We start from the raw sequence: 17,731 nt of genomic DNA on the forward strand, positions 1-17,731 counted from the left end.
TATGTGACAGCGCGGTGACTTTTCCCAGCCCATGGCTGCGACGAGCGGGCCTCTCGTAACGAATACTTTACGATAATCGGTAATTTTTCCTACGCTAGTCCGTTAAGGCTGATGGAAACCGGCGCCTATCCGGTTATCAATAGGAGCATCCCAGGACATAACAAGAACGAATGCCTAGCAGGAGAGCCGTATGAAGCAGACGCACTACGTGGCCCGCGAGCCCGATGCGCAAGGTTTTATCCACTACCCGCCAGAAGAACATGCGGTGTGGAACACCCTGATCACTCGCCAATTGAAAGTGATCGAGGGCCGCGCCTGCCAGGAATACCTGGACGGTATCGACAAGCTCGGCCTGCCTCTGGACCGCATTCCCCAGTTGGGCGAAATCAACAAGGTGCTGGCCGACACCACCGGCTGGCAAGTCGCCCGCGTGCCGGCGCTGATCCCCTTCCAGACCTTTTTTGAATTACTGGCCAGCAAGCAGTTTCCGGTGGCGACTTTTATTCGCACCCGTGAAGAATTGGACTACCTGCAAGAGCCGGATATTTTTCACGAGATCTTTGGCCACTGCCCGCTGCTGACCAACCCCTGGTTCGCTGAATTCACCCACACCTACGGCAAGCTCGGCCTGGCGGCCACCAAGGAGCAACGGGTGTACCTGGCGCGCCTGTACTGGATGACTATCGAGTTCGGCCTGGTGGACACGCCCCAGGGCCGGCGTATCTACGGTGGCGGCATTCTGTCGTCGCCTAAAGAAAGTGTGTATTGCCTGTCGGACGAGCCTGAGCACCAGGCCTTTGATCCGCTGGAAGCGATGCGCACCCCCTATCGCATCGACATCCTGCAACCGTTGTACTTCGTCTTGCCCGAACTCAAGCGCCTGTTCGACGTGGCGCAGGAGGACATCATGGGCATGGTCGAGCGCGGTATGCAGTTGGGTCTGCACGCACCGAAATTCCCACCCAAGCCCAAAGCCGCGTGAACCTTGCGTTTTAAGGCCAGGTGAGTCTGTTCCCTGGCCCCGCGTTGCTTTAGGGTAACGCCACTGACCTTCAATCATTCGAATTCAGGACACCTTCCATGACCACCTTGAACCAAGCCCACTGCGAAGCCTGCCGCGCCGATGCCCCGCAAGTCAGCGATGAAGAACTGCCGGTGCTGATCAAGCAGATCCCTGACTGGAACATCGAAGTGCGCGACGGCGTGATGCAGCTGGAAAAGGTTTTCCTGTTCAAGAACTTCAAATTCGCCCTGGCCTTCACCAACGCCATGGGTGAAATCTCCGAAGCCGAAGGCCATCACCCAGGCCTGCTCACCGAGTGGGGCAAAGTCACCGTGACCTGGTGGAGCCACTCTATCAAGGGTCTGCACCGCAACGACTTCATCATGGCCGCGCGCACCGACGAAGTGGCCAAGACTGCCGAGGGCCGCAAGTAATGCATTTCGATGCCATCGACCGCGTGCCCGGCGACCCGATCCTCGGGCTGATGGACCTGTATACCCAGGACGCCAACCCGAACAAGTTCGACCTGGGCGTAGGTGTCTATAAGGACGACCAAGGCCTCACGCCGATTCCTCACTCGGTGAAGCTGGCGGAACAGCGCCTGGTCGACACTCAAGTGACCAAAACCTATATCGGTGGCCATGGCGATGCGGCCTTTGGCAGCCTGATCAGCCAACTGGTGCTCGGCGCCGACTCGGCCTTGCTGCGTGACCGCCGCGCTGGCGCCACGCAAACCCCAGGCGGCACCGGCGCCCTGCGCTTGAGTGCCGACTTTATCGCCCACAGCCTGCCGGGCCGTGGCGTGTGGCTGAGCAACCCGACGTGGCCGATCCACGAAACCATTTTTGCCAAGGCCGGGCTCAAGGTCAGTCATTACCCTTACGTGGGCAGTGACAACCGCCTGGACGTGACGGCGATGCTGGCAACCCTGTCCACGGTACCCAAGGGTGACGTGGTGCTGCTGCACGCGTGCTGCCATAACCCGACCGGCTTTGACCTGTCTCAGGATGACTGGCGCCAGGTGTTGCAGATCGTGCGGGAACGCCAGTTGCTGCCACTGATCGACTTTGCCTACCAGGGCTTTGGCGATGGCCTGGAGCAGGACGCCTGGGCGGTGCGCCTGTTTGCCGCCGAGCTACCGGAAGTGCTGATCACCAGTTCGTGCTCGAAAAACTTCGGCCTGTATCGCGACCGCGTGGGTGCATTGATCGTGTGTGCGGCGGATGCTGAAAAGCTCACCGATGTGCGTAGCCAACTGGCGAATATCGCTCGCAACCTGTGGTCGACACCGCCGGATCACGGTGCCGCCGTGGTGGCGACCATCCTCGGTGATGCACGGTTGAAAAAGCAGTGGAGCGAGGAAGTCGAGGCCATGCGTTCGCGGATCGCCCATTTGCGCGCAGGATTGGTGGAAGCGCTTGCGCCCCATGGCCTGGCCGAGAAATTCGCACATATCGGCGCGCAGCGTGGGATGTTTTCCTATACCGGCTTGAGTGCCGAGCAGGTCAAGCAACTGCGCGAAAAGCACAGTGTGTATATGGTCAGTTCGGGGCGGGCTAACGTGGCTGGGGTTGATGCGACGCGCTTGACGTTGCTGGCTCAAGCCATCGCCGACGTTTCCAACTGAAGCAACAGGATTAACTGTGTGTGGCTTGCCTGCGATGGCGGTGGTTCAGTTGCAGATTAATTGCCTGACCCGCCGCCATCGCGGGCAAGCCCGCTCCCACATTTGAATCGCGGGGTGTCAGGTAGATCAGCGTCGGCTGTCAGGCCGTCACGGGAGCAAGCTCCCTCGCCACAGGTTCAGCCAGCGACCATTTCGGCCTTTAGCAGTGCCTCTTTGGCCTGCGCATCCGCCAACCGATACAACTCGATATGCCCATCCCAGTGCTCGATCAATGCCGTGCACGACTCCACCCAGTCCCCGCAGTTGAGGTAATCCACCTCGCCCACCTTGCGAATCTCGGCATGGTGAATATGCCCGCACACCACCCCGTGCAATTCCCGTTTGGTCACCTCGTGGGCGATCGCCTCTTCGAAATCGCTGATAAAACTCACCGCCGTCTTGACCTTGTGTTTCAGGTACGACGACAGCGACCAATAACCGTAGCCATACCGCGCACGCCAGTGGTTCAGCCAGCGGTTCAGCGTCAGGGTGAATTCGTAGGCCGAGTCGCCGAGGAAGGCGAGCCAGCGGTGATAGCGCGTGATCACATCAAACTGGTCGCCATGAATCACCAGCAAATGGCGGCCATCGGCGGTGACGTGCACAGCCTCATCGACCAATTGGATATTGCCCAGGATCAGCTTGGAATAGCGGCGCAGGAACTCGTCATGGTTGCCGGTGACATAGATCACCTCGGTGCCACGCTTGGCCATGGTCAGCAGGCGCCGGATTACGTTGGTATGGGCTTGAGGCCAATACATGCCGCCGCGCAGTTTCCAGCCGTCGATGATGTCACCGACCAGGTAGACCTTGTCGGCGTGGTAGCCCTTGAGAAAGTGCGACAGGTGTTCGGCCTGGCAATCCCGAGTGCCCAGGTGCACGTCGGAAATCCACAGGGTTCGCACCCGTTGCTTGCGGCTGGGCTTGGTGAACTCGGCACGGGTCATGGGCATCCCTCGACGCTGTTTTGGCGAGCTTGCGCCTTGGCGATTAATAGCCCATGACAAGCGTGCGTCAGTCTGATGACAGCGCCCGCGGCCCGCCAAGCGTTGTAGACTGACGGCTTGCCGCCCTGGAGACCGCGATGAGCCCGACCCTCACGCTACGCCACTACCTCGAAGCGCCCATTGCCCACTACCATGACCATGCGCAGTTGGTGTTCGGCCTTTCCGGGCACCTGGACCTGGAAGTCGATGGCCGTGGCAGCCAGGTGCGCGAAAGCAGCGTGATGGTGCTGCCCTTCTCCGCCCACCACGCCTGCTTCAGCCGCGATGGCAGCCGCTGCCTGGTGCTGGATGTGCCGACCGAGCACTGGGTGGTGCAATCCTTGGGCGAACATGCCGATGCCAGCCGCCGCTTGCTCGACCAACCCGCGCGCCTGGCGCTGGATGCCCGGCAACACCAGTTGGTGCAATGGCTGGCACAAAGCCCGGTGCACGACCCGCTGATCGTCCAGCAAGGTGCCGTGTTGTTACTGGCCAGCCTCAACCACCCTCAGGCCCAACCGCTGCCTGGCCGGCGCCTGCCTTATGCCGCGTTCAATACCCATATCGAGCGCCATGCGGCGCGTCCGCTCCAGGTGGCCGACCTGGCGCGAATTGCCGACTTGTCCGTGCCGCGCCTGCATGCACGGTTTATGGCTGAGTGCGGGCAAACGCCGATGGACTATCTACGCAGTCGCCGCTTGCACATGGCGCTCAGGCTTTTACGCGAAACCTCCCTGCCCATCGGCGAGATTGCCGAGCGCGTCGGCTACGCCTCGCAAAGTGCATTTTGCGCGGCCATGCTTCGGGCGTTTGGCGCCTCGCCCGGTGCGTTGCGTCGAGCGGGCTAGCAAGAGTCTTGCGCTAAAAATCACCCCACCCGCGACAGACGCCCACCCGCCAACCCTCTAGACTGCGAGGCTCTCACCCCCTGTTGGATCAAGGATCGCAATGACTCCCCGCTCAGCCCTTGGCGCCCTGCATATCGGCGCATTGATGTTTGGCCTCACTGGCGTGTTCGGCAAGCTGGCGGCGGCCTCCCCCGCCATCATCGTATTTGGCCGGGCGGCGTTTGCCGTGCTGGCACTGGCGGTCTTTGCGCGCTTTGCCAGCAACGCTCCCTGGAAAAAACTGGAGATGCGTGACTGGCGCCGGCTGCTGGTCAGCGGTGTGTTGTTGGCTGCCCATTGGGTGACGTTCTTTATCGCCGTCAAAGTCGCCGGCGTGGCCGTGGCGACCCTGGGGTTCACCGCGTTTCCGGCCTTTACGGTGATCCTTGAGGGGCTGATTTTCCGCGAGCGTATTCGGCCCAATGAAGTGCTGCTGGTCGCCCTTGTTACCGTTGGCCTGGTGCTGGTCACCCCCGATTTCGACCTCGCCAGCCAAGCCACCGGCGGGCTGCTCTGGGGGATCGCCTCGGGCCTGTTGTTCTCGTTGTTGTCGTTGAACAATCGCGCCAGTTCCGGGCGAATTCCAGCGGTACAGGCCGCGCTGTGCCAGAACGTCGTGGTCGCCGCGTGCCTGCTGCCCGTAGCCGCGCCGGGGTTGGCGGATGTACGTGGGATAGATTGGCTGTGGATCGGACTGCTGGGGGTGTTCTGTACCGGCCTGGCCCATAGCCTGTTTGTCGCCAGCCTCGCGGTGATCAAGGCGCGCACCGCGTCGGTGGTGTTTGCCATGGAACCCGTCTACGGCATCACCGTGGCCTGGCTGTTGTTTGCCGAAACCCCGACCCTGCGCATGCTGCTGGGCGGCGCCTTGATCATCGTCGCCATCGTGCTCTCCGGCCTGATGGGCAGCGCCAGCCAGGCCAAACAGCCGGCAGCCACAGCCTGATCTATACTTTAAACGTCCGCAACAGTCTGTAGTCGTTCAACGGATAAAGACTCCTCGACGACAGCCATGGTGTTTTCTGAAGTTGCTGCAAGCGAGTGGTCATCCCTCAATGCGATGCAGGAGCTTCATCATGGAAATGCTCATCAGCTTGCTGGTTCAGATTATCAGTGGTGCCGTCGGCGGCAACATCGCTGGCATGACCAAACAAGGTCTGGGGACCGGACTCAATACTTTCCTCGGCGGGGTCGGTGGCCTCGTGCTGGGCCAGGTTGTCGCCGCACTTACGGGCACCACCAGCGGCGAAGCGCTGGATATGGCCGCGGTTGGCAGCAATATTGTCGGCGGTGGTGTCGGTGGGTTGGTGCTGACGTGGGTGGTCGGGTTTATCAAGCAAAAACTCGCCGCCAAATAGCGAGAGGGGTCACCGTCCTCCAGTGGCGGTGACCTTCATTGCGTACGATCGTTATGGCCCAGGTCGCGCTCGGGATCAATCTGGTCGCGCACTCGTTGCTTGAGCACCTTGGCCTCGGGAAAACCGCCATCGGCCTTGCGCTCCCAAATCTGCACGCCATCGCAGGTAATGCGAAAGGCCCCGCCGGTGGCCGGTTCCAGTGCCACGCGCCCCAAGTCATCGGCAAAGGTGCTGAGTAGCTCCTGGGCCAGCCACGCGGCGCGCAGCAACCACTGGCACTGGGTGCAATAGGTGATAACGATCTCGGGTTTGCATGCAGACATCATTAAGCGGCTCCTGGCGTAACAGGCTCAGCGAATCGGGTGGCTATAATAGCGGCCTTTGTCGCCCAGCCACGAGATTGATGATGCGCCGCCTGCTGTCTTGCCTGTTCCTGTGCCTTGTCCCCCTACTTGCCGACGCGGTAGAAGCGCCCCGCCCGAAAATCGGCCTGGTGCTGTCCGGCGGGGCCGCCCGTGGCCTGGCGCATATCGGTGTGCTCAAGGCGCTTGAGGAGCAAGGTATTCATATCGATGCGATTGCCGGCACCAGCATGGGCGCGGTGATTGGCGGGTTGTACGCGTCAGGCTACAAGATCGACGAGCTGGAGAAGTTGGCGCTGGGTATCGACTGGCAGCAGGCCCTGTCCGACGCGCCACCACGTGAAGACGTACCGTTTCGGCGCAAACAGGATGACCGGGATTTCCTGGTCAAACAAAAACTCAGTTTCCGCGACGATGGCAGCCTAGGCCTGCCGCTGGGCGTGATCCAGGGCCAGAACCTGGCACTGCTGTTGGAAAGCATGTTCGCCCACAGCAGCAACACACGTAATTTCGACAAGCTGCCGATCCCATTCCGCGCCGTGGCCACCGACATCACCACCGGCGAAAAAGTGGTGTTCAGCAAAGGCCACCTGCCCCAGGTGATACGCGCCAGCATGTCGATCCCCGCGGTGTTCGCCCCGGTGGAGCTGGATGGCCGCCTGCTGGTAGATGGCGGCATGACCGACAACATTCCGTTGGACGTGGCGCGGGAGATGGGCGTCGATATCGCCATCGTGGTCGACATCGGCACCCCGCTACGCTCGCGCAAGCAACTGGCCACCGTGGTGGATGTGCTCAACCAGTCCATCACCCTGATGACCCGGCGCAACTCCGAAGAGCAGCTCAAGGCCCTGAACCCCAAGGATGTGTTGATCCAACCACCGCTGGCCGCTTATGGCGTCACCGACTTTGGCCGCGCCAAGGACATGATCGACGCTGGCTACCGCGCCACCCGTGTCCTCGACGTACGCCTGGCACACCTGCGCCCTGCCGACCCCATCGACGCCGACCTGGTAGCCGCGCGCACACCGGGCGAACGCACCCCGGTGATCACCGCGATCCAGGTGGAGAACGACTCGAAGGTCAGCGATGACGTTATCCGCTACTACATTCGCCAGGGCCTGGGAGAACCTTTGAATCTGGGCCGCCTGCAATCGGACATGGGCACCCTGTACGGCCTGGATTACTTCGAGCAGGTGCAATACCGCGTAGTGAAAAAGGGCCAGGACAACACCCTGGTGATCAGCGCACGCGGCAAGCGCAGCGGCACCGACTACCTGCGCCTGGGCTTGAACCTCTCGGATGACATGCGCGGTGATAGCGCCTTCAACCTCGGCGCCAGTTACCGTGTGAATGGCATCAACCGCCTCGGCGCAGAATGGCTCACACGGGTGCAGATTGGTGATCGGCAGGAGCTCTACAGCGAGTTCTACCAACCCATGGACACCGGCTCACGCTACTTTGTGGCCCCCTACATCAGGGCCGAGGCACAGAACGTCGAGCTGATCCTGGACAACGACCCCATCTCCGAATACCGCCTGGAACGCTATGGCTTTGGTCTGAATGTGGGCCGGCAGATCGGCAACAGCGGCGAGATCCGCTTTGGCGTGGGCGAAGCCTGGGGCAAGGCGGACGTGCGCATTGGTGACCGCGACCTGCCGAGCGTGAGCTTCAGCGAAGGTTTCTATGAACTCAAATACTCCTTCGACTCCCTGGACAACGTGTACTTCCCCCACAGTGGCGAAGACATAGGCCTGGCCTTTCGCGAATTCGAACCCGGTCTGGGCTCCGACCAGCGCTATCGCCAGTGGGAATTCAAGCTGGACAAGGCCATGAGCCACGGGCCGGACACCTTGATACTGGGCGGTCGTTACGGTCGCACACTGGATAATTCGGATGTGGTGATTTCCAGCTTCCTGCTGGGGGGCGCACGGCAATTGTCGGGCTTCCGCCAGGATGCGATTTCGGGGCAGAACATCAGCCTCATGCGCGCGGTGTACTTCCGCAGGCTCACCCCACGCTCTTACCTGCCGCTGGACTTCCCGTTGTACCTGGGTGCATCCCTGGAGCGGGGCCGGGCGTGGAACAACGATAACGAGTTCGACAGCGGCTATATCAACGCCGCGAGTATTTTCCTGGGGTTTGACACACCCTTGGGCCCGCTGAATTTCAGCTATGGGTTCAATGATGATAATCAGAAGGCGGTGTACTTGAACCTGGGCCAGACGTTCTAAGAAGCCGAACACGAAACCCAATGTGGGAGCTGGCTTGCCTGCGATAGCGGTGCGTCAGTAGTCAGCTAATCACTTGACTGAATGTCCGTCATCACAGGCAAGCCAGCTCTCACATTATTTAGATCAGGACTTTTCCAGGTTCGCCAGGATGTGCTCATGCACCCGCATGCACACCCGCAGGTCTTCTTCATTCACGCCCACGAACAATTCATGGCGCAACGCCGTGGCAATGGTTTCGATCTGGTCGATCAACGGTTGGGCGGTGTCGCACAGCAGGATACGTTTGGCACGACGGTCTTCCACTACGGCCTGGCGTTGCACCAGGCCCTGGCCTTCCAGGCTGTCGAGCAGGCGAGCCAGGGTGGGCCCTTCCACGCCGACACTTTGGGCCAATTCACGCTGGGTGGGTGCTTCGACAAAACGGGCCAGGTGCAGCAGCACCAACCAGCGCGCCTGGGACAAGCCCAGCCCCGCCAGGCGGCGGTCCAGTTCGGCGCGCCAACCTCGCGACATTTGCGCCAACTGCATGCCAAAACGGTGTTGATCGGTTAACGGCATAAAAAACTCGTGTTTAAGACTGAAAATAAAGTATGGCTAATTATTAGTCAGCTAAGCATGAGCCCTGCCCATAGGCAAGGCCCGCTATGTACTGATTCGTTACATTGTCGTAATTGGCACACTAAATTTCGAATTCAGACTGCAAAGCGGCACGCACGCAGTACAAAACGCCTTCCGGAACACGCCCGGTAAACAACGGCGCAATTTCGGTGACAGCTGGCAATTCGCCTTCTCCATCGAGAAAGGCGTCCTGGATTTCACCGAGCAAATCCTCAGGTAAATCAAGGGCCTGCTCCAGGGACAATTGCTGCTTGCCGATGGCTTCGGCGAGCAAGGTGTACACGTTTTTTTCCGAGCATTGCAGTTGGCCTGCGATCTGGATCGGGGTCATGCCGGCACGGGCCAGGCTGATCAGTTCGTGGCGAATATCGGCGATTTCCTTCGGCGCTTCGGCCTGGCCGCCGAGCACTTCCAGGAAGGCCTGGCCGTAGCGCTCCAGTTTGCGTGCGCCCACACCGCTGACCCGAGCCATCTCGGCCATGGTGGTGGGCTGCTCGCGGAGCATCTCCAGCAAGGTGGAGTCGGGGAAGATAACGTAGGGTGGCACGCTGTGCTCCTGCGCCAGTTTGCGCCGCAGGGTGCGCAAGGCTTCCCATTGTTCGCGCTCTTCACCCCGCACCAGTTGGCTGGCCTGGCTGGTGCTGCTGCTTTTGGCGGTGGTCTGCGGCTTGAGGTCACGGCGCAGCTGGAGGCTCACTTCGCCCTTGAGCAACGGCCGGCAACTGTCATTCAGGCGCAGCCCGCCGTAGCCTTCGATATCGATGTCGACAAGCCCACGGGCAACCATCTGGCGAAACAGCGAACGCCACTCACCTTCGGCGCGAGCTTTACCGACACCGTACACCGAGAGTTTTTCGTGGCCGAAGCTGCGGATTTTTTCGTTGTCCTTGCCCAGCAGAACATCCACCAGATGGCCCACGCCATAACGCTGGCCGGTGCGATAGATCGTCGACAACGCCTGGCGCGCCGGTTCGGTGGCGTCCCAGGTTTGCACGCCGTCGATGCAGTTATCGCAGTGGCCGCAGGGCTCAGGCATGTCTTCGTCAAAATACGCCAGCAGGGTCTGGCGGCGGCAGCGGGTCTCTTCGCACAACGACAGCATGGCATCGAGCTTGTGCTGCTCCAGGCGCTTGTGGCGCTCGTCGCCCTCGGAGTTCTGCAGCATCTGCTTGAGCATCACCACGTCTTGCAGGCCGTAGACCATCCAGGCATCCGCCGGCAGGCCATCGCGGCCGGCACGCCCGGTTTCCTGGTAATAAGCCTCAAGGGACTTGGGCAGATCCATGTGCGCCACGAAACGCACATTGGATTTGTCGATGCCCATGCCAAAGGCAATGGTCGCCACCATGATCAGGCCTTCCTCGTTCAGGAAGCGTTTCTGGTGCGCTGATCGCGTTTCATTGGGCAGCCCGGCATGGTAAGGCAGCGCCGGGTAGCCTTGTTCACAGAGGAACGCCGCGACCTCGTCGACTTTCTTGCGCGACAGGCAATACACAATGCCCGCGTCACTGCGCCGCTCGGACAGGAACGCCAGCAACTGCTTGCGCGGCTGCTCCTTGGGCACGATGCGGTAGAAAATATTGGGCCGGTCAAAACTCGACAGGAAGCGCTCGGCGTTCTGCAAATGCAGGCGCTCGACGATCTCTTCGCGGGTGCGCTTGTCGGCGGTGGCGGTCAGGGCGATACGCGGCACATCGGGAAACAGTTCTGCCAATTGGCCAAGCTGCAGGTATTCGCGGCGGAAATCGTGGCCCCATTGCGACACACAGTGGGCTTCGTCGATGGCGAACAGAGCGATCTCAAGGCTCTGCAAAAAGGCCAGCATGCGTGGCTGCACCAGACGCTCCGGCGCAAGGTAAAGCATTTTAACCTCGCCCCGCTTAATGCGTGCAGCCAGGTCGCGCTGCTGCTCGGCGCTGAGGGTGGAGTTCAACGACGCGGCGGCGACACCGAGTTCTTCAAGGGTGGCGACCTGGTCGTCCATCAACGCAATCAGCGGCGACACCACCACGGCCAGGCCATTGCGCAACAGCGCCGGCACCTGGAAGCACAGCGACTTGCCGCCACCGGTAGGCATCAGCACCAGGGCATCGCCGCCACTGGCCACGCGCTCAATGATCGCACCCTGGCGGCCACGAAAACTGTCGTAGCCGAAGATGTCCTTGAGGACGCGTTGAGCCTGCTCGAGCATGTAAAACTCCAAAATGGTGCCGAAATCCCTCAATACAGGCTGGCCGAAAATATCCGCGCTCACGAAAAATAATCCGTAAGCGAAGTTTTCCCGGATTGGCGCTGGGCCTGCAGGGGCATCACAAAACGCGGCAGTATACCCGAGCGTTATCCACCAAAGGGCGCGACTGACGAATAGACGCACCAGGCTAAAACCGGGCAAATATGCCGTGCGGCTGGCCTGGGCGCTCAAGAAAGCCTAGAATTCAGCATCGTTTATTCCCAAGGTAGCCCTTCAATGTCCTTCGCTGAGCAACTAACCCGCCTGCAAGCCTTCCTCGACGCCGATGAGCTGCATGACGAGGCGCTGGACTACGTGGCCGCCCACGGCTACCTGACCGCCCTGTCGATCTGCTCCGACCCCGTCCCGGACCGTGAATGGATCGACGCGCTGTTCGCTGAAGAGCCTCATTACAGCGACGCCGCCCATCGCGAAGAAATCGAATCCACCCTGATCGCCCTCAAGGCCCACATCGCGCGCCAACTGGCCTCCGACGAAGAGTTCGAGTTGCCGTGCGAGCTGGACCTGGGCGACGATCCGGATGACTCCGACCTGCGCGGCTGGTGCATCGGTTTCATGGAAGGCGTATTCCTGCGCGAAGCCGCCTGGTTCGAAACCGCCGAAGAAGAAGTCAGCGAAATGCTGCTGCCGATCATGGTCGGTTCGGGCCTGTTCGAAGAAGAAGCAGAGTTCTCCGACATCGCCGCCGACGCCAACCTGATGGACGACATGATCGTGCAGATCCCGGAAGCCCTGACCGCGCTGTACCTGCTGTGCAACGCGCCTGACGAAAAACCGGCGATCCTCAAGCCACGTCACCACTGAGTCGCTTGCCCGTGGAACCCATGGGCAACCGTCCACTGCTCCTGCGCTATGCGCTGCTGGCCATCGGCTGGCTAAGCGTAGCGCTGGGAGTCATCGGTATTTTCCTGCCGGTACTGCCGACCACACCCTTCCTGCTACTCGCCGCCGCCTGCTTCGCTCGCAGCTCCCCGCGCTTCTACCACTGGCTGGTGGAACACCCGCGCCTGGGGCCCTGGGTGCGCGATTACCTCGACGGCAATGGCATCCCGCTCAAAGGCAAGGTCTACGCCATCGGCTTGATGTGGCTGAGCATCTCGATTTCCTGCTACCTGGTGCCACTGCCATGGGCACGGGGCTTTATGCTAACCAGTGCGGTGCTGGTGACGATCTACATCCTGCGCCAGAAAACCCTGCCGCCACGCTGAGCGCCGCCTGCGACATTCGATCCCACACGACCTTGGTCGACACTGACTAACACCAGGCATCATGCGAGACTGTCCAACCGGGCCTGGAATGCCCGGGTGTTCTTATGCTCGGAGTTACCATGACGCTGTCCAGCGGGCTGATCGCCGCCGTTGCCCTGGCCTATATGGCCACTATGTTTGCCATCGCCTTTTACGGTGACCGCCGCCATGCGCCGCTGCCGCCGCGCGTGCGTGCCTGGGTGTATAGCCTGTCGCTGGCGGTGTATTGCACCAGTTGGACCTTCTTCGGCGCCGTAGGCCAAGCGGCCGAACAGCTGTGGGCATTCTTGCCGATCTACCTGGGACCTGTGCTGCTGCTGGTGCTGGCACCCTGGGTGCTGCAGAAGATGATCCTGATCAGCAAGCAGGAAAACATCACCTCAATCGCCGACTTTATCGCCGCCCGCTACGGCAAATCCCAGTCCCTGGCGGTGGTGGTGGCGTTGATCTGCCTGGTCGGCGTGCTGCCCTATATCGCGTTGCAGCTCAAAGGCATCGTGCTGGGCGTGAACCTGCTGATCGGCGCCGGCCCCGACACCACCGGCACCCGCGCCCAGGACACGGCCTTGATTGTGTCGCTGGTATTGGCGCTGTTTACCATCGTGTTCGGTACACGCAACCTCGACGCCACCGAACACCACCGCGGCATGGTGCTGGCGATTGCCTTTGAGTCGCTGGTCAAGCTGTTCGCTTTTCTCGCCGTCGGTGCGTTTGTCACCTACGGCTTGTACGACGGTTTCGGCGATCTGTTCAGCCAGGCCATGCTCGCCCCGCGCCTTGAGGAATACTGGAAAGAGACCATCAACTGGCCTTCGATGGTGGTACAGACCGGCGTCGCCATGATGGCGATCATCTGCCTGCCGCGACAATTCCATGTGACGGTGGTGGAGAACATCGACCCCCAGGATTTGCGCCTGGCCAAGTGGGTGTTCCCGGCTTATTTGATCCTCGCGGCACTGTTCGTGGTGCCCATCGCCCTGGGCGGCAAGATGCTGTTGCCCAGCTCGGTGCTGCCGGACTCCTATGTGATCAGCCTGCCAATGGCCGAGGCCCATCCTGCCCTCGCCGTGCTGGCATTCATTGGCGGTGCATCGGCGGCCACTGGCATGGTCATCGTGGCGAGCATCGCCTTGTCGACCATGGTTTCCAACGACATGCTGCTGCCCTGGCTGTTGCGCCGATCCAGCGCCGAGCGGCCATTCGAAGTCTTCCGTCACTGGATGCTGTCGGTTCGCCGGGTGAGCATTGTGATCATCCTGCTGCTGGCGTACGTGAGCTACCGCTTGCTGGGCTCCACCGCCAGCCTGGCGACCATCGGCCAGATCGCTTTTGCCGCTGTGACCCAACTGGCCCCGGCGATGCTCGGCGCCCTCTATTGGAAGCAGGCCAACCGGCGGGGGGTCTTTGCCGGTTTGGCCGCCGGTACTTTCCTGTGGTTCTACACGTTGGTCTTGCCAGTGACGGCGAAAAGTCTGGGCTGGTCGCTCAACCTTTTCCCCGGCCTGACCTGGATGCACTCCCACCCGTTCGGGCTGTCGGTCACCTCGCTGACCCTGGGCACCGTGTTCTCCCTGGCAGGTAACTTCACTCTCTTCGTGTGGGTGTCGATGTTGTCGCGCACACGGGTTTCCGAGCACTGGCAGGCAGGCCGTTTTATCGGCCAGGAAATCAGCCAGCGTGCGAGTGCGCGCTCCATGCTGTCGGTGCAGATCAGCGACCTGCTCAGCCTGGCGGCACGCTTCGTCGGGGAAGAACGGGCCCAGCAGAGTTTTATTCGCTTCGCCTATCGCCAGGGCAAAGGCTTCAACCCCAACCAGAATGCCGATAACGATTGGATCGCCCACACCGAACGCTTGCTGGCCGGCGTACTCGGAGCCTCCTCGACGCGGGCGGTGGTGAAAGCGGCGATTGAAGGGCGGGAAATGCAACTCGAGGACGTGGTCCGTATCGCCGACGAAGCCTCGGAAGTGCTGCAGTTCAACCGCGCTCTGTTGCAAGGTGCCATTGAGAACATCACCCAGGGCATCAGCGTGGTGGACCAGTCGCTCAAGCTGGTGGCCTGGAACCGGCGCTACCTGGAACTGTTCAACTACCCGGACGGCTTGATCAGCGTCGGCCGGCCCATTGCAGACATCATTCGCTACAACGCCGAGCGCGGCCTGTGTGGCCCCGGTGAAGCGCAGGTGCACGTGGCGCGTCGCCTGCACTGGATGCGCCAGGGGCGTGCGCACACCTCCGAGCGCCTGTTCCCCAATGGCCGGGTGATCGAGTTGATCGGCAACCCGATGCCCGGCGGCGGGTTTGTCATGAGCTTCACCGACATCACCGCCTTCCGCGAAGCCGAACAAGCGCTGACCGAGGCCAATGAGGGCCTGGAGCAGCGGGTGACCGAGCGCACCCATGAACTGTCGCAACTGAACGTGGCCCTCACCGACGCCAAGGGCGTGGCCGAATCCGCCAGCCAGTCGAAGACGCGGTTCCTGGCGGCCGTGAGCCATGACCTGATGCAACCGCTGAACGCTGCGCGGTTGTTTTCCGCCGCCCTCTCCCACCAGACCGATGGCCTGTCCGGCGAGGCACGGCAGTTGGTGCAGCATCTGGATAGCTCACTGCGCTCGGCCGAAGACCTGATCAGCGATTTGCTGGACATTTCGCGCCTGGAAAACGGCAAGATCAACCCACAACGCCAGCCCTTTGTCCTCAACGAGCTGTTCGACACCCTGGGCGCAGAATTCAAGGCGCTGGCCCAGGAGCAACACTTGCGCTTCCGCTGGCGCGGCAGCCGTTTGCGAGTGGACAGCGACATCAAGCTGCTGCGACGGATTTTGCAGAATTTTCTGACCAATGCCTTCCGTTATGCCGACGGCCCAGTGCTGCTGGGCGTACGTCGTCGCAAGGGCGAGCTCTGCCTGGAGGTCTGGGATCGCGGCCCTGGTATTGCGCCCGATAAACAAAAGGTGATCTTCGAAGAGTTCAAGCGCCTGGACAGTCACCAGACCCGTGCCGAAAAGGGCCTGGGGCTGGGCCTGGCGATTGCCGACGGCCTGTGCCGCGTGCTGGGCCATCGCCTGAGCGTGCGCTCCTGGCCGGGCAAAGGCAGCGTCTTCAGCGTGTGCGTGCCGCTGGCCCGTAACCAGACCAGCGTGCAACCCAAGGCGCCCGCAGAAACCGGCCTGCCCTTGAGTGGCGCACGCGTGCTGTGTGTGGATAACGAAGACAGCATCCTGATCGGCATGCGCAGCCTGCTCACGCGCTGGGGCTGTGAAGTCTGGACGGCCGCCAACCAGGCCGAATGCGCGGCATTGCTGGCCGAGGGCATCCGCCCGCAACTGGCGTTGGTGGATTACCACCTGGACCACGGCGAAACCGGTACCGAGTTGATGGGCTGGCTGCGTGCGCAACTGGCCGAGCCGATTCCCGGCGTAGTGATCAGTGCCGATGGGCGACCGGAGATGGTGGCCGAGGTGCATGGGGCGGGGTTGGACTACTTGGCCAAGCCGGTGAAGCCGGCGGCGTTGCGGGCGCTATTGAGCAGACATCTGCCCCTGTAACGGGGCTGTATTCGATCTATTCACAATTCAGGTATTTATTTATTCCGGGAGATGCGCCACGCCATCCGAATCGGTCATCGCCCGCTCCAGCAGATCCGCCGGCAAGCTCTTGCTGGCGCGGGCACCGAGCAACCTGAGTTGCTCGGTACGGCTGACCAGGTTCCCACGCCCATCCGTCAGCTTGTTGCGCGCCGCGCTGTAGGCCTTGTCCAACTGTTGTAGCCGGTTGCCCACTTCGTCCAGGTCCTGGATAAACAGCACGAACTTGTCATACAGCCAACCGGCACGCTCGGCAATTTCTCGTGCGTTCTGGCTCTGGCGCTCCTGCTTCCACAGGCTGTCGATCACGCGCAGGGTGGCGAGCAAGGTCGTGGGGCTGACGATTACGATATGACGGTCGAAGGCTTCCTGGAACAGGTTGGGCTCGGCCTGCAATGCCGCAGAAAAGGCAGCCTCGATCGGTACGAACAGCAGGACGAAATCCAGGCTGTGCAACCCCTCCAGGCGCTTGTAGTCCTTGCCGGCCAAGCCTTTGACATGATTACGCAGGGACAGCACGTGTTGCTTCAAGGCGGCCTGGCCAATCACCTCGTCATCCGCCGCGACGTACTGCTGATAGGCGGTCAAGCTGACCTTGGAGTCGACCACCACCTGCTTGTCGCCGGGCAACATGATCAGCACGTCAGGCTGGAAACGCTCGCCATCCGGGCCTTTGAGGCTGACCTGGGTCTGGTACTCACGGCCCTTCTCCAGGCCCGCGTGCTCCAGCACCCGTTCAAGAATCAGCTCACCCCAGTTACCCTGGGTTTTCTGGCCCTTGAGGGCGCGGGTCAGGTTAGTGGCTTCGTCCGACAGACGCAGGTTCAATTGCTGCAGGCGCTCAAGCTCTTTGGCGAGGGAAAAGCGCTCTCGGGCTTCGTTCTGATAGCTTTCTTCGACACGCTTCTCGAAGGACTGGATACGTTCCTTGAGCGGGTCCAAAAGTTGGCCCAAGCGTTCCTGGCTGGTTTCGGCAAAGCGTTGCTCACGCTCGTCGAAAATCTTGCCGGCCAGCTCGGCAAATTGTGCACGCAGCTCGTCCCGTGAGCCTTGCAGGTCGGTGAGGCGTTGCTGATGACTCTCTTGCTGCTCGCGCAATTCGGCGCTCAGGGCAGCGGCCAAGGCGTCGAGGCGACGCAGTTCGGTTTCCTTGGCGCTGCGGTCGAGGTTCCAGGCGTGCGCGGCATCGCGGGCGTTATCGCGGTCGATCTGCAACAACTCGACTTCACGGCGCAGCGCCGCCAGGTCGGCTTGTTTGGCGGCATTGGCCTGGCTCAGGTCACTGATCTCATCGCGGCTGGCGTCCAGTTGGGCGGCGAGCCCTTCCTGGGCCAGTTGTGCGGTCGCCAGGCGTTCCTCCAGCAGCTCCCAACCGGTGGTGCGTGCGGTCAGGCGCCGCTGGAGTTGCCAGCACAATGCCAGTAGCGGCACGGCTGCGCCCACAAGACCCAAGGCGATACTGGTCCAGTCAAACACCATAGCCATTTCTGCCATCACCGAAAAAGATCAAGGGTAACCAAGCCTAAGGC

Annotated in this window: 15 protein-coding genes; 10 read left to right on the forward strand and 5 right to left on the reverse strand. The window is 61.4% G+C overall.

Translation table 11 applies throughout. The features are described from left to right. Window positions 1–190 precede the first annotated feature (190 nt). The 3 genes from phhA (at window position 191) to GIV35_RS14970 (ending at window position 2,630) form a co-directional block, all read left to right on the forward strand. On the forward strand, window positions 191–982 hold the full coding sequence (gene phhA, locus GIV35_RS14960) for a phenylalanine 4-monooxygenase (protein ID WP_003192992.1): 792 nt from the start codon (window positions 191–193) through the stop codon (window positions 980–982). Window positions 983–1,080: 98 nt separating this feature from the next. Further along, complete coding sequence (locus GIV35_RS14965) at window positions 1,081–1,437, forward strand: 4a-hydroxytetrahydrobiopterin dehydratase (RefSeq protein WP_003192995.1); 357 nt, start codon at window positions 1,081–1,083, stop codon at window positions 1,435–1,437. Further along, a complete protein-coding gene (locus GIV35_RS14970) occupies window positions 1,437–2,630 on the forward strand; it encodes an amino acid aminotransferase (protein ID WP_223023154.1) in 1,194 nt (397 codons plus the stop codon). Before GIV35_RS14965 ends, GIV35_RS14970 begins: the two co-directional genes overlap by 1 nt. Window positions 2,631–2,806: 176 nt before the next feature. Here the strand turns inward: GIV35_RS14970 and GIV35_RS14975 are convergent, their stop codons facing one another. After that, complete coding sequence (locus GIV35_RS14975) at window positions 2,807–3,616, reverse strand: UDP-2,3-diacylglucosamine diphosphatase (protein WP_202692222.1); 810 nt, start codon at window positions 3,614–3,616, stop codon at window positions 2,807–2,809. 137 nt (window positions 3,617–3,753) lie between these two features. On the opposite strand from GIV35_RS14975, the gene GIV35_RS14980 reads away from it, so the two are divergent. The 3 genes from GIV35_RS14980 (at window position 3,754) to GIV35_RS14990 (ending at window position 5,900) form a co-directional block, all read left to right on the forward strand. Further along, a complete protein-coding gene (locus GIV35_RS14980; protein ID WP_198716386.1) occupies window positions 3,754–4,503 on the forward strand; it encodes an AraC family transcriptional regulator in 750 nt (249 codons plus the stop codon). Window positions 4,504–4,603: 100 nt separating this feature from the next. Then, window positions 4,604–5,488, forward strand: coding sequence for a DMT family transporter (locus GIV35_RS14985; protein WP_105227632.1), 885 nt, complete (start codon window positions 4,604–4,606; stop codon window positions 5,486–5,488). Between the two features lie 130 nt (window positions 5,489–5,618). After that, window positions 5,619–5,900: a hypothetical protein gene (locus tag GIV35_RS14990; RefSeq protein WP_105227634.1), complete on the forward strand. Its 282-nt coding sequence runs from the start codon at window positions 5,619–5,621 to the stop codon at window positions 5,898–5,900. Window positions 5,901–5,935: 35 nt separating this feature from the next. On the opposite strand, the gene GIV35_RS14995 is transcribed toward GIV35_RS14990, so the two are convergent. Continuing rightward, on the reverse strand, window positions 5,936–6,223 hold the full coding sequence (locus GIV35_RS14995; protein ID WP_073527233.1) for a SelT/SelW/SelH family protein: 288 nt from the start codon (window positions 6,221–6,223) through the stop codon (window positions 5,936–5,938). 83 nt (window positions 6,224–6,306) lie between these two features. Between GIV35_RS14995 and GIV35_RS15000 the strand changes: the two genes are divergently transcribed. Further along, a complete protein-coding gene (locus tag GIV35_RS15000; RefSeq protein ID WP_200648020.1) occupies window positions 6,307–8,496 on the forward strand; it encodes a patatin-like phospholipase family protein in 2,190 nt (729 codons plus the stop codon). Between the two features lie 123 nt (window positions 8,497–8,619). Here the strand turns inward: GIV35_RS15000 and GIV35_RS15005 are convergent, their stop codons facing one another. Beyond that, the gene (locus tag GIV35_RS15005) at window positions 8,620–9,054 is read right to left on the reverse strand and encodes a MarR family transcriptional regulator (RefSeq protein ID WP_003193007.1); all 435 of its coding nucleotides are present in this window, start codon (window positions 9,052–9,054) and stop codon (window positions 8,620–8,622) included. A gap of 121 nt (window positions 9,055–9,175) precedes the next feature. Continuing rightward, window positions 9,176–11,305, reverse strand: a complete 2,130-nt coding sequence (recQ, locus tag GIV35_RS15010; protein ID WP_200647985.1) for a DNA helicase RecQ — start codon at window positions 11,303–11,305, stop codon at window positions 9,176–9,178. A 276-nt stretch (window positions 11,306–11,581) separates the two neighbouring features. Here recQ and GIV35_RS15015 point away from each other — a divergent pair, with 276 nt between their 5' ends. The 3 genes from GIV35_RS15015 (at window position 11,582) to GIV35_RS15025 (ending at window position 16,163) form a co-directional block, all read left to right on the forward strand. Further along, entirely contained in the window at window positions 11,582–12,169 is a 588-nt protein-coding gene (locus tag GIV35_RS15015; protein WP_034128344.1) for a UPF0149 family protein, read from the forward strand. A 20-nt stretch (window positions 12,170–12,189) separates the two neighbouring features. Then, window positions 12,190–12,573 carry a YbaN family protein gene (locus tag GIV35_RS15020; protein WP_019818414.1) on the forward strand — a complete coding sequence of 128 codons (384 nt, stop codon included), beginning with the start codon at window positions 12,190–12,192 and terminating at the stop codon, window positions 12,571–12,573. A gap of 119 nt (window positions 12,574–12,692) precedes the next feature. Continuing rightward, window positions 12,693–16,163: a hybrid sensor histidine kinase/response regulator gene (locus tag GIV35_RS15025; RefSeq protein ID WP_054899071.1), complete on the forward strand. Its 3,471-nt coding sequence runs from the start codon at window positions 12,693–12,695 to the stop codon at window positions 16,161–16,163. A gap of 39 nt (window positions 16,164–16,202) precedes the next feature. On the opposite strand, the gene rmuC is transcribed toward GIV35_RS15025, so the two are convergent. Continuing rightward, the gene (gene rmuC / locus GIV35_RS15030) at window positions 16,203–17,567 is read right to left on the reverse strand and encodes a DNA recombination protein RmuC (RefSeq protein ID WP_169918249.1); all 1,365 of its coding nucleotides are present in this window, start codon (window positions 17,565–17,567) and stop codon (window positions 16,203–16,205) included. Window positions 17,568–17,731: the final 164 nt, after the last annotated feature.

Origin of the sequence: Pseudomonas sp. PA-1-6B, from assembly GCF_021609545.1 — a bacterium.
In the GTDB taxonomy this organism is placed as follows: Bacteria; Pseudomonadota; Gammaproteobacteria; order Pseudomonadales; family Pseudomonadaceae; genus Aquipseudomonas; species Aquipseudomonas fluorescens_BV.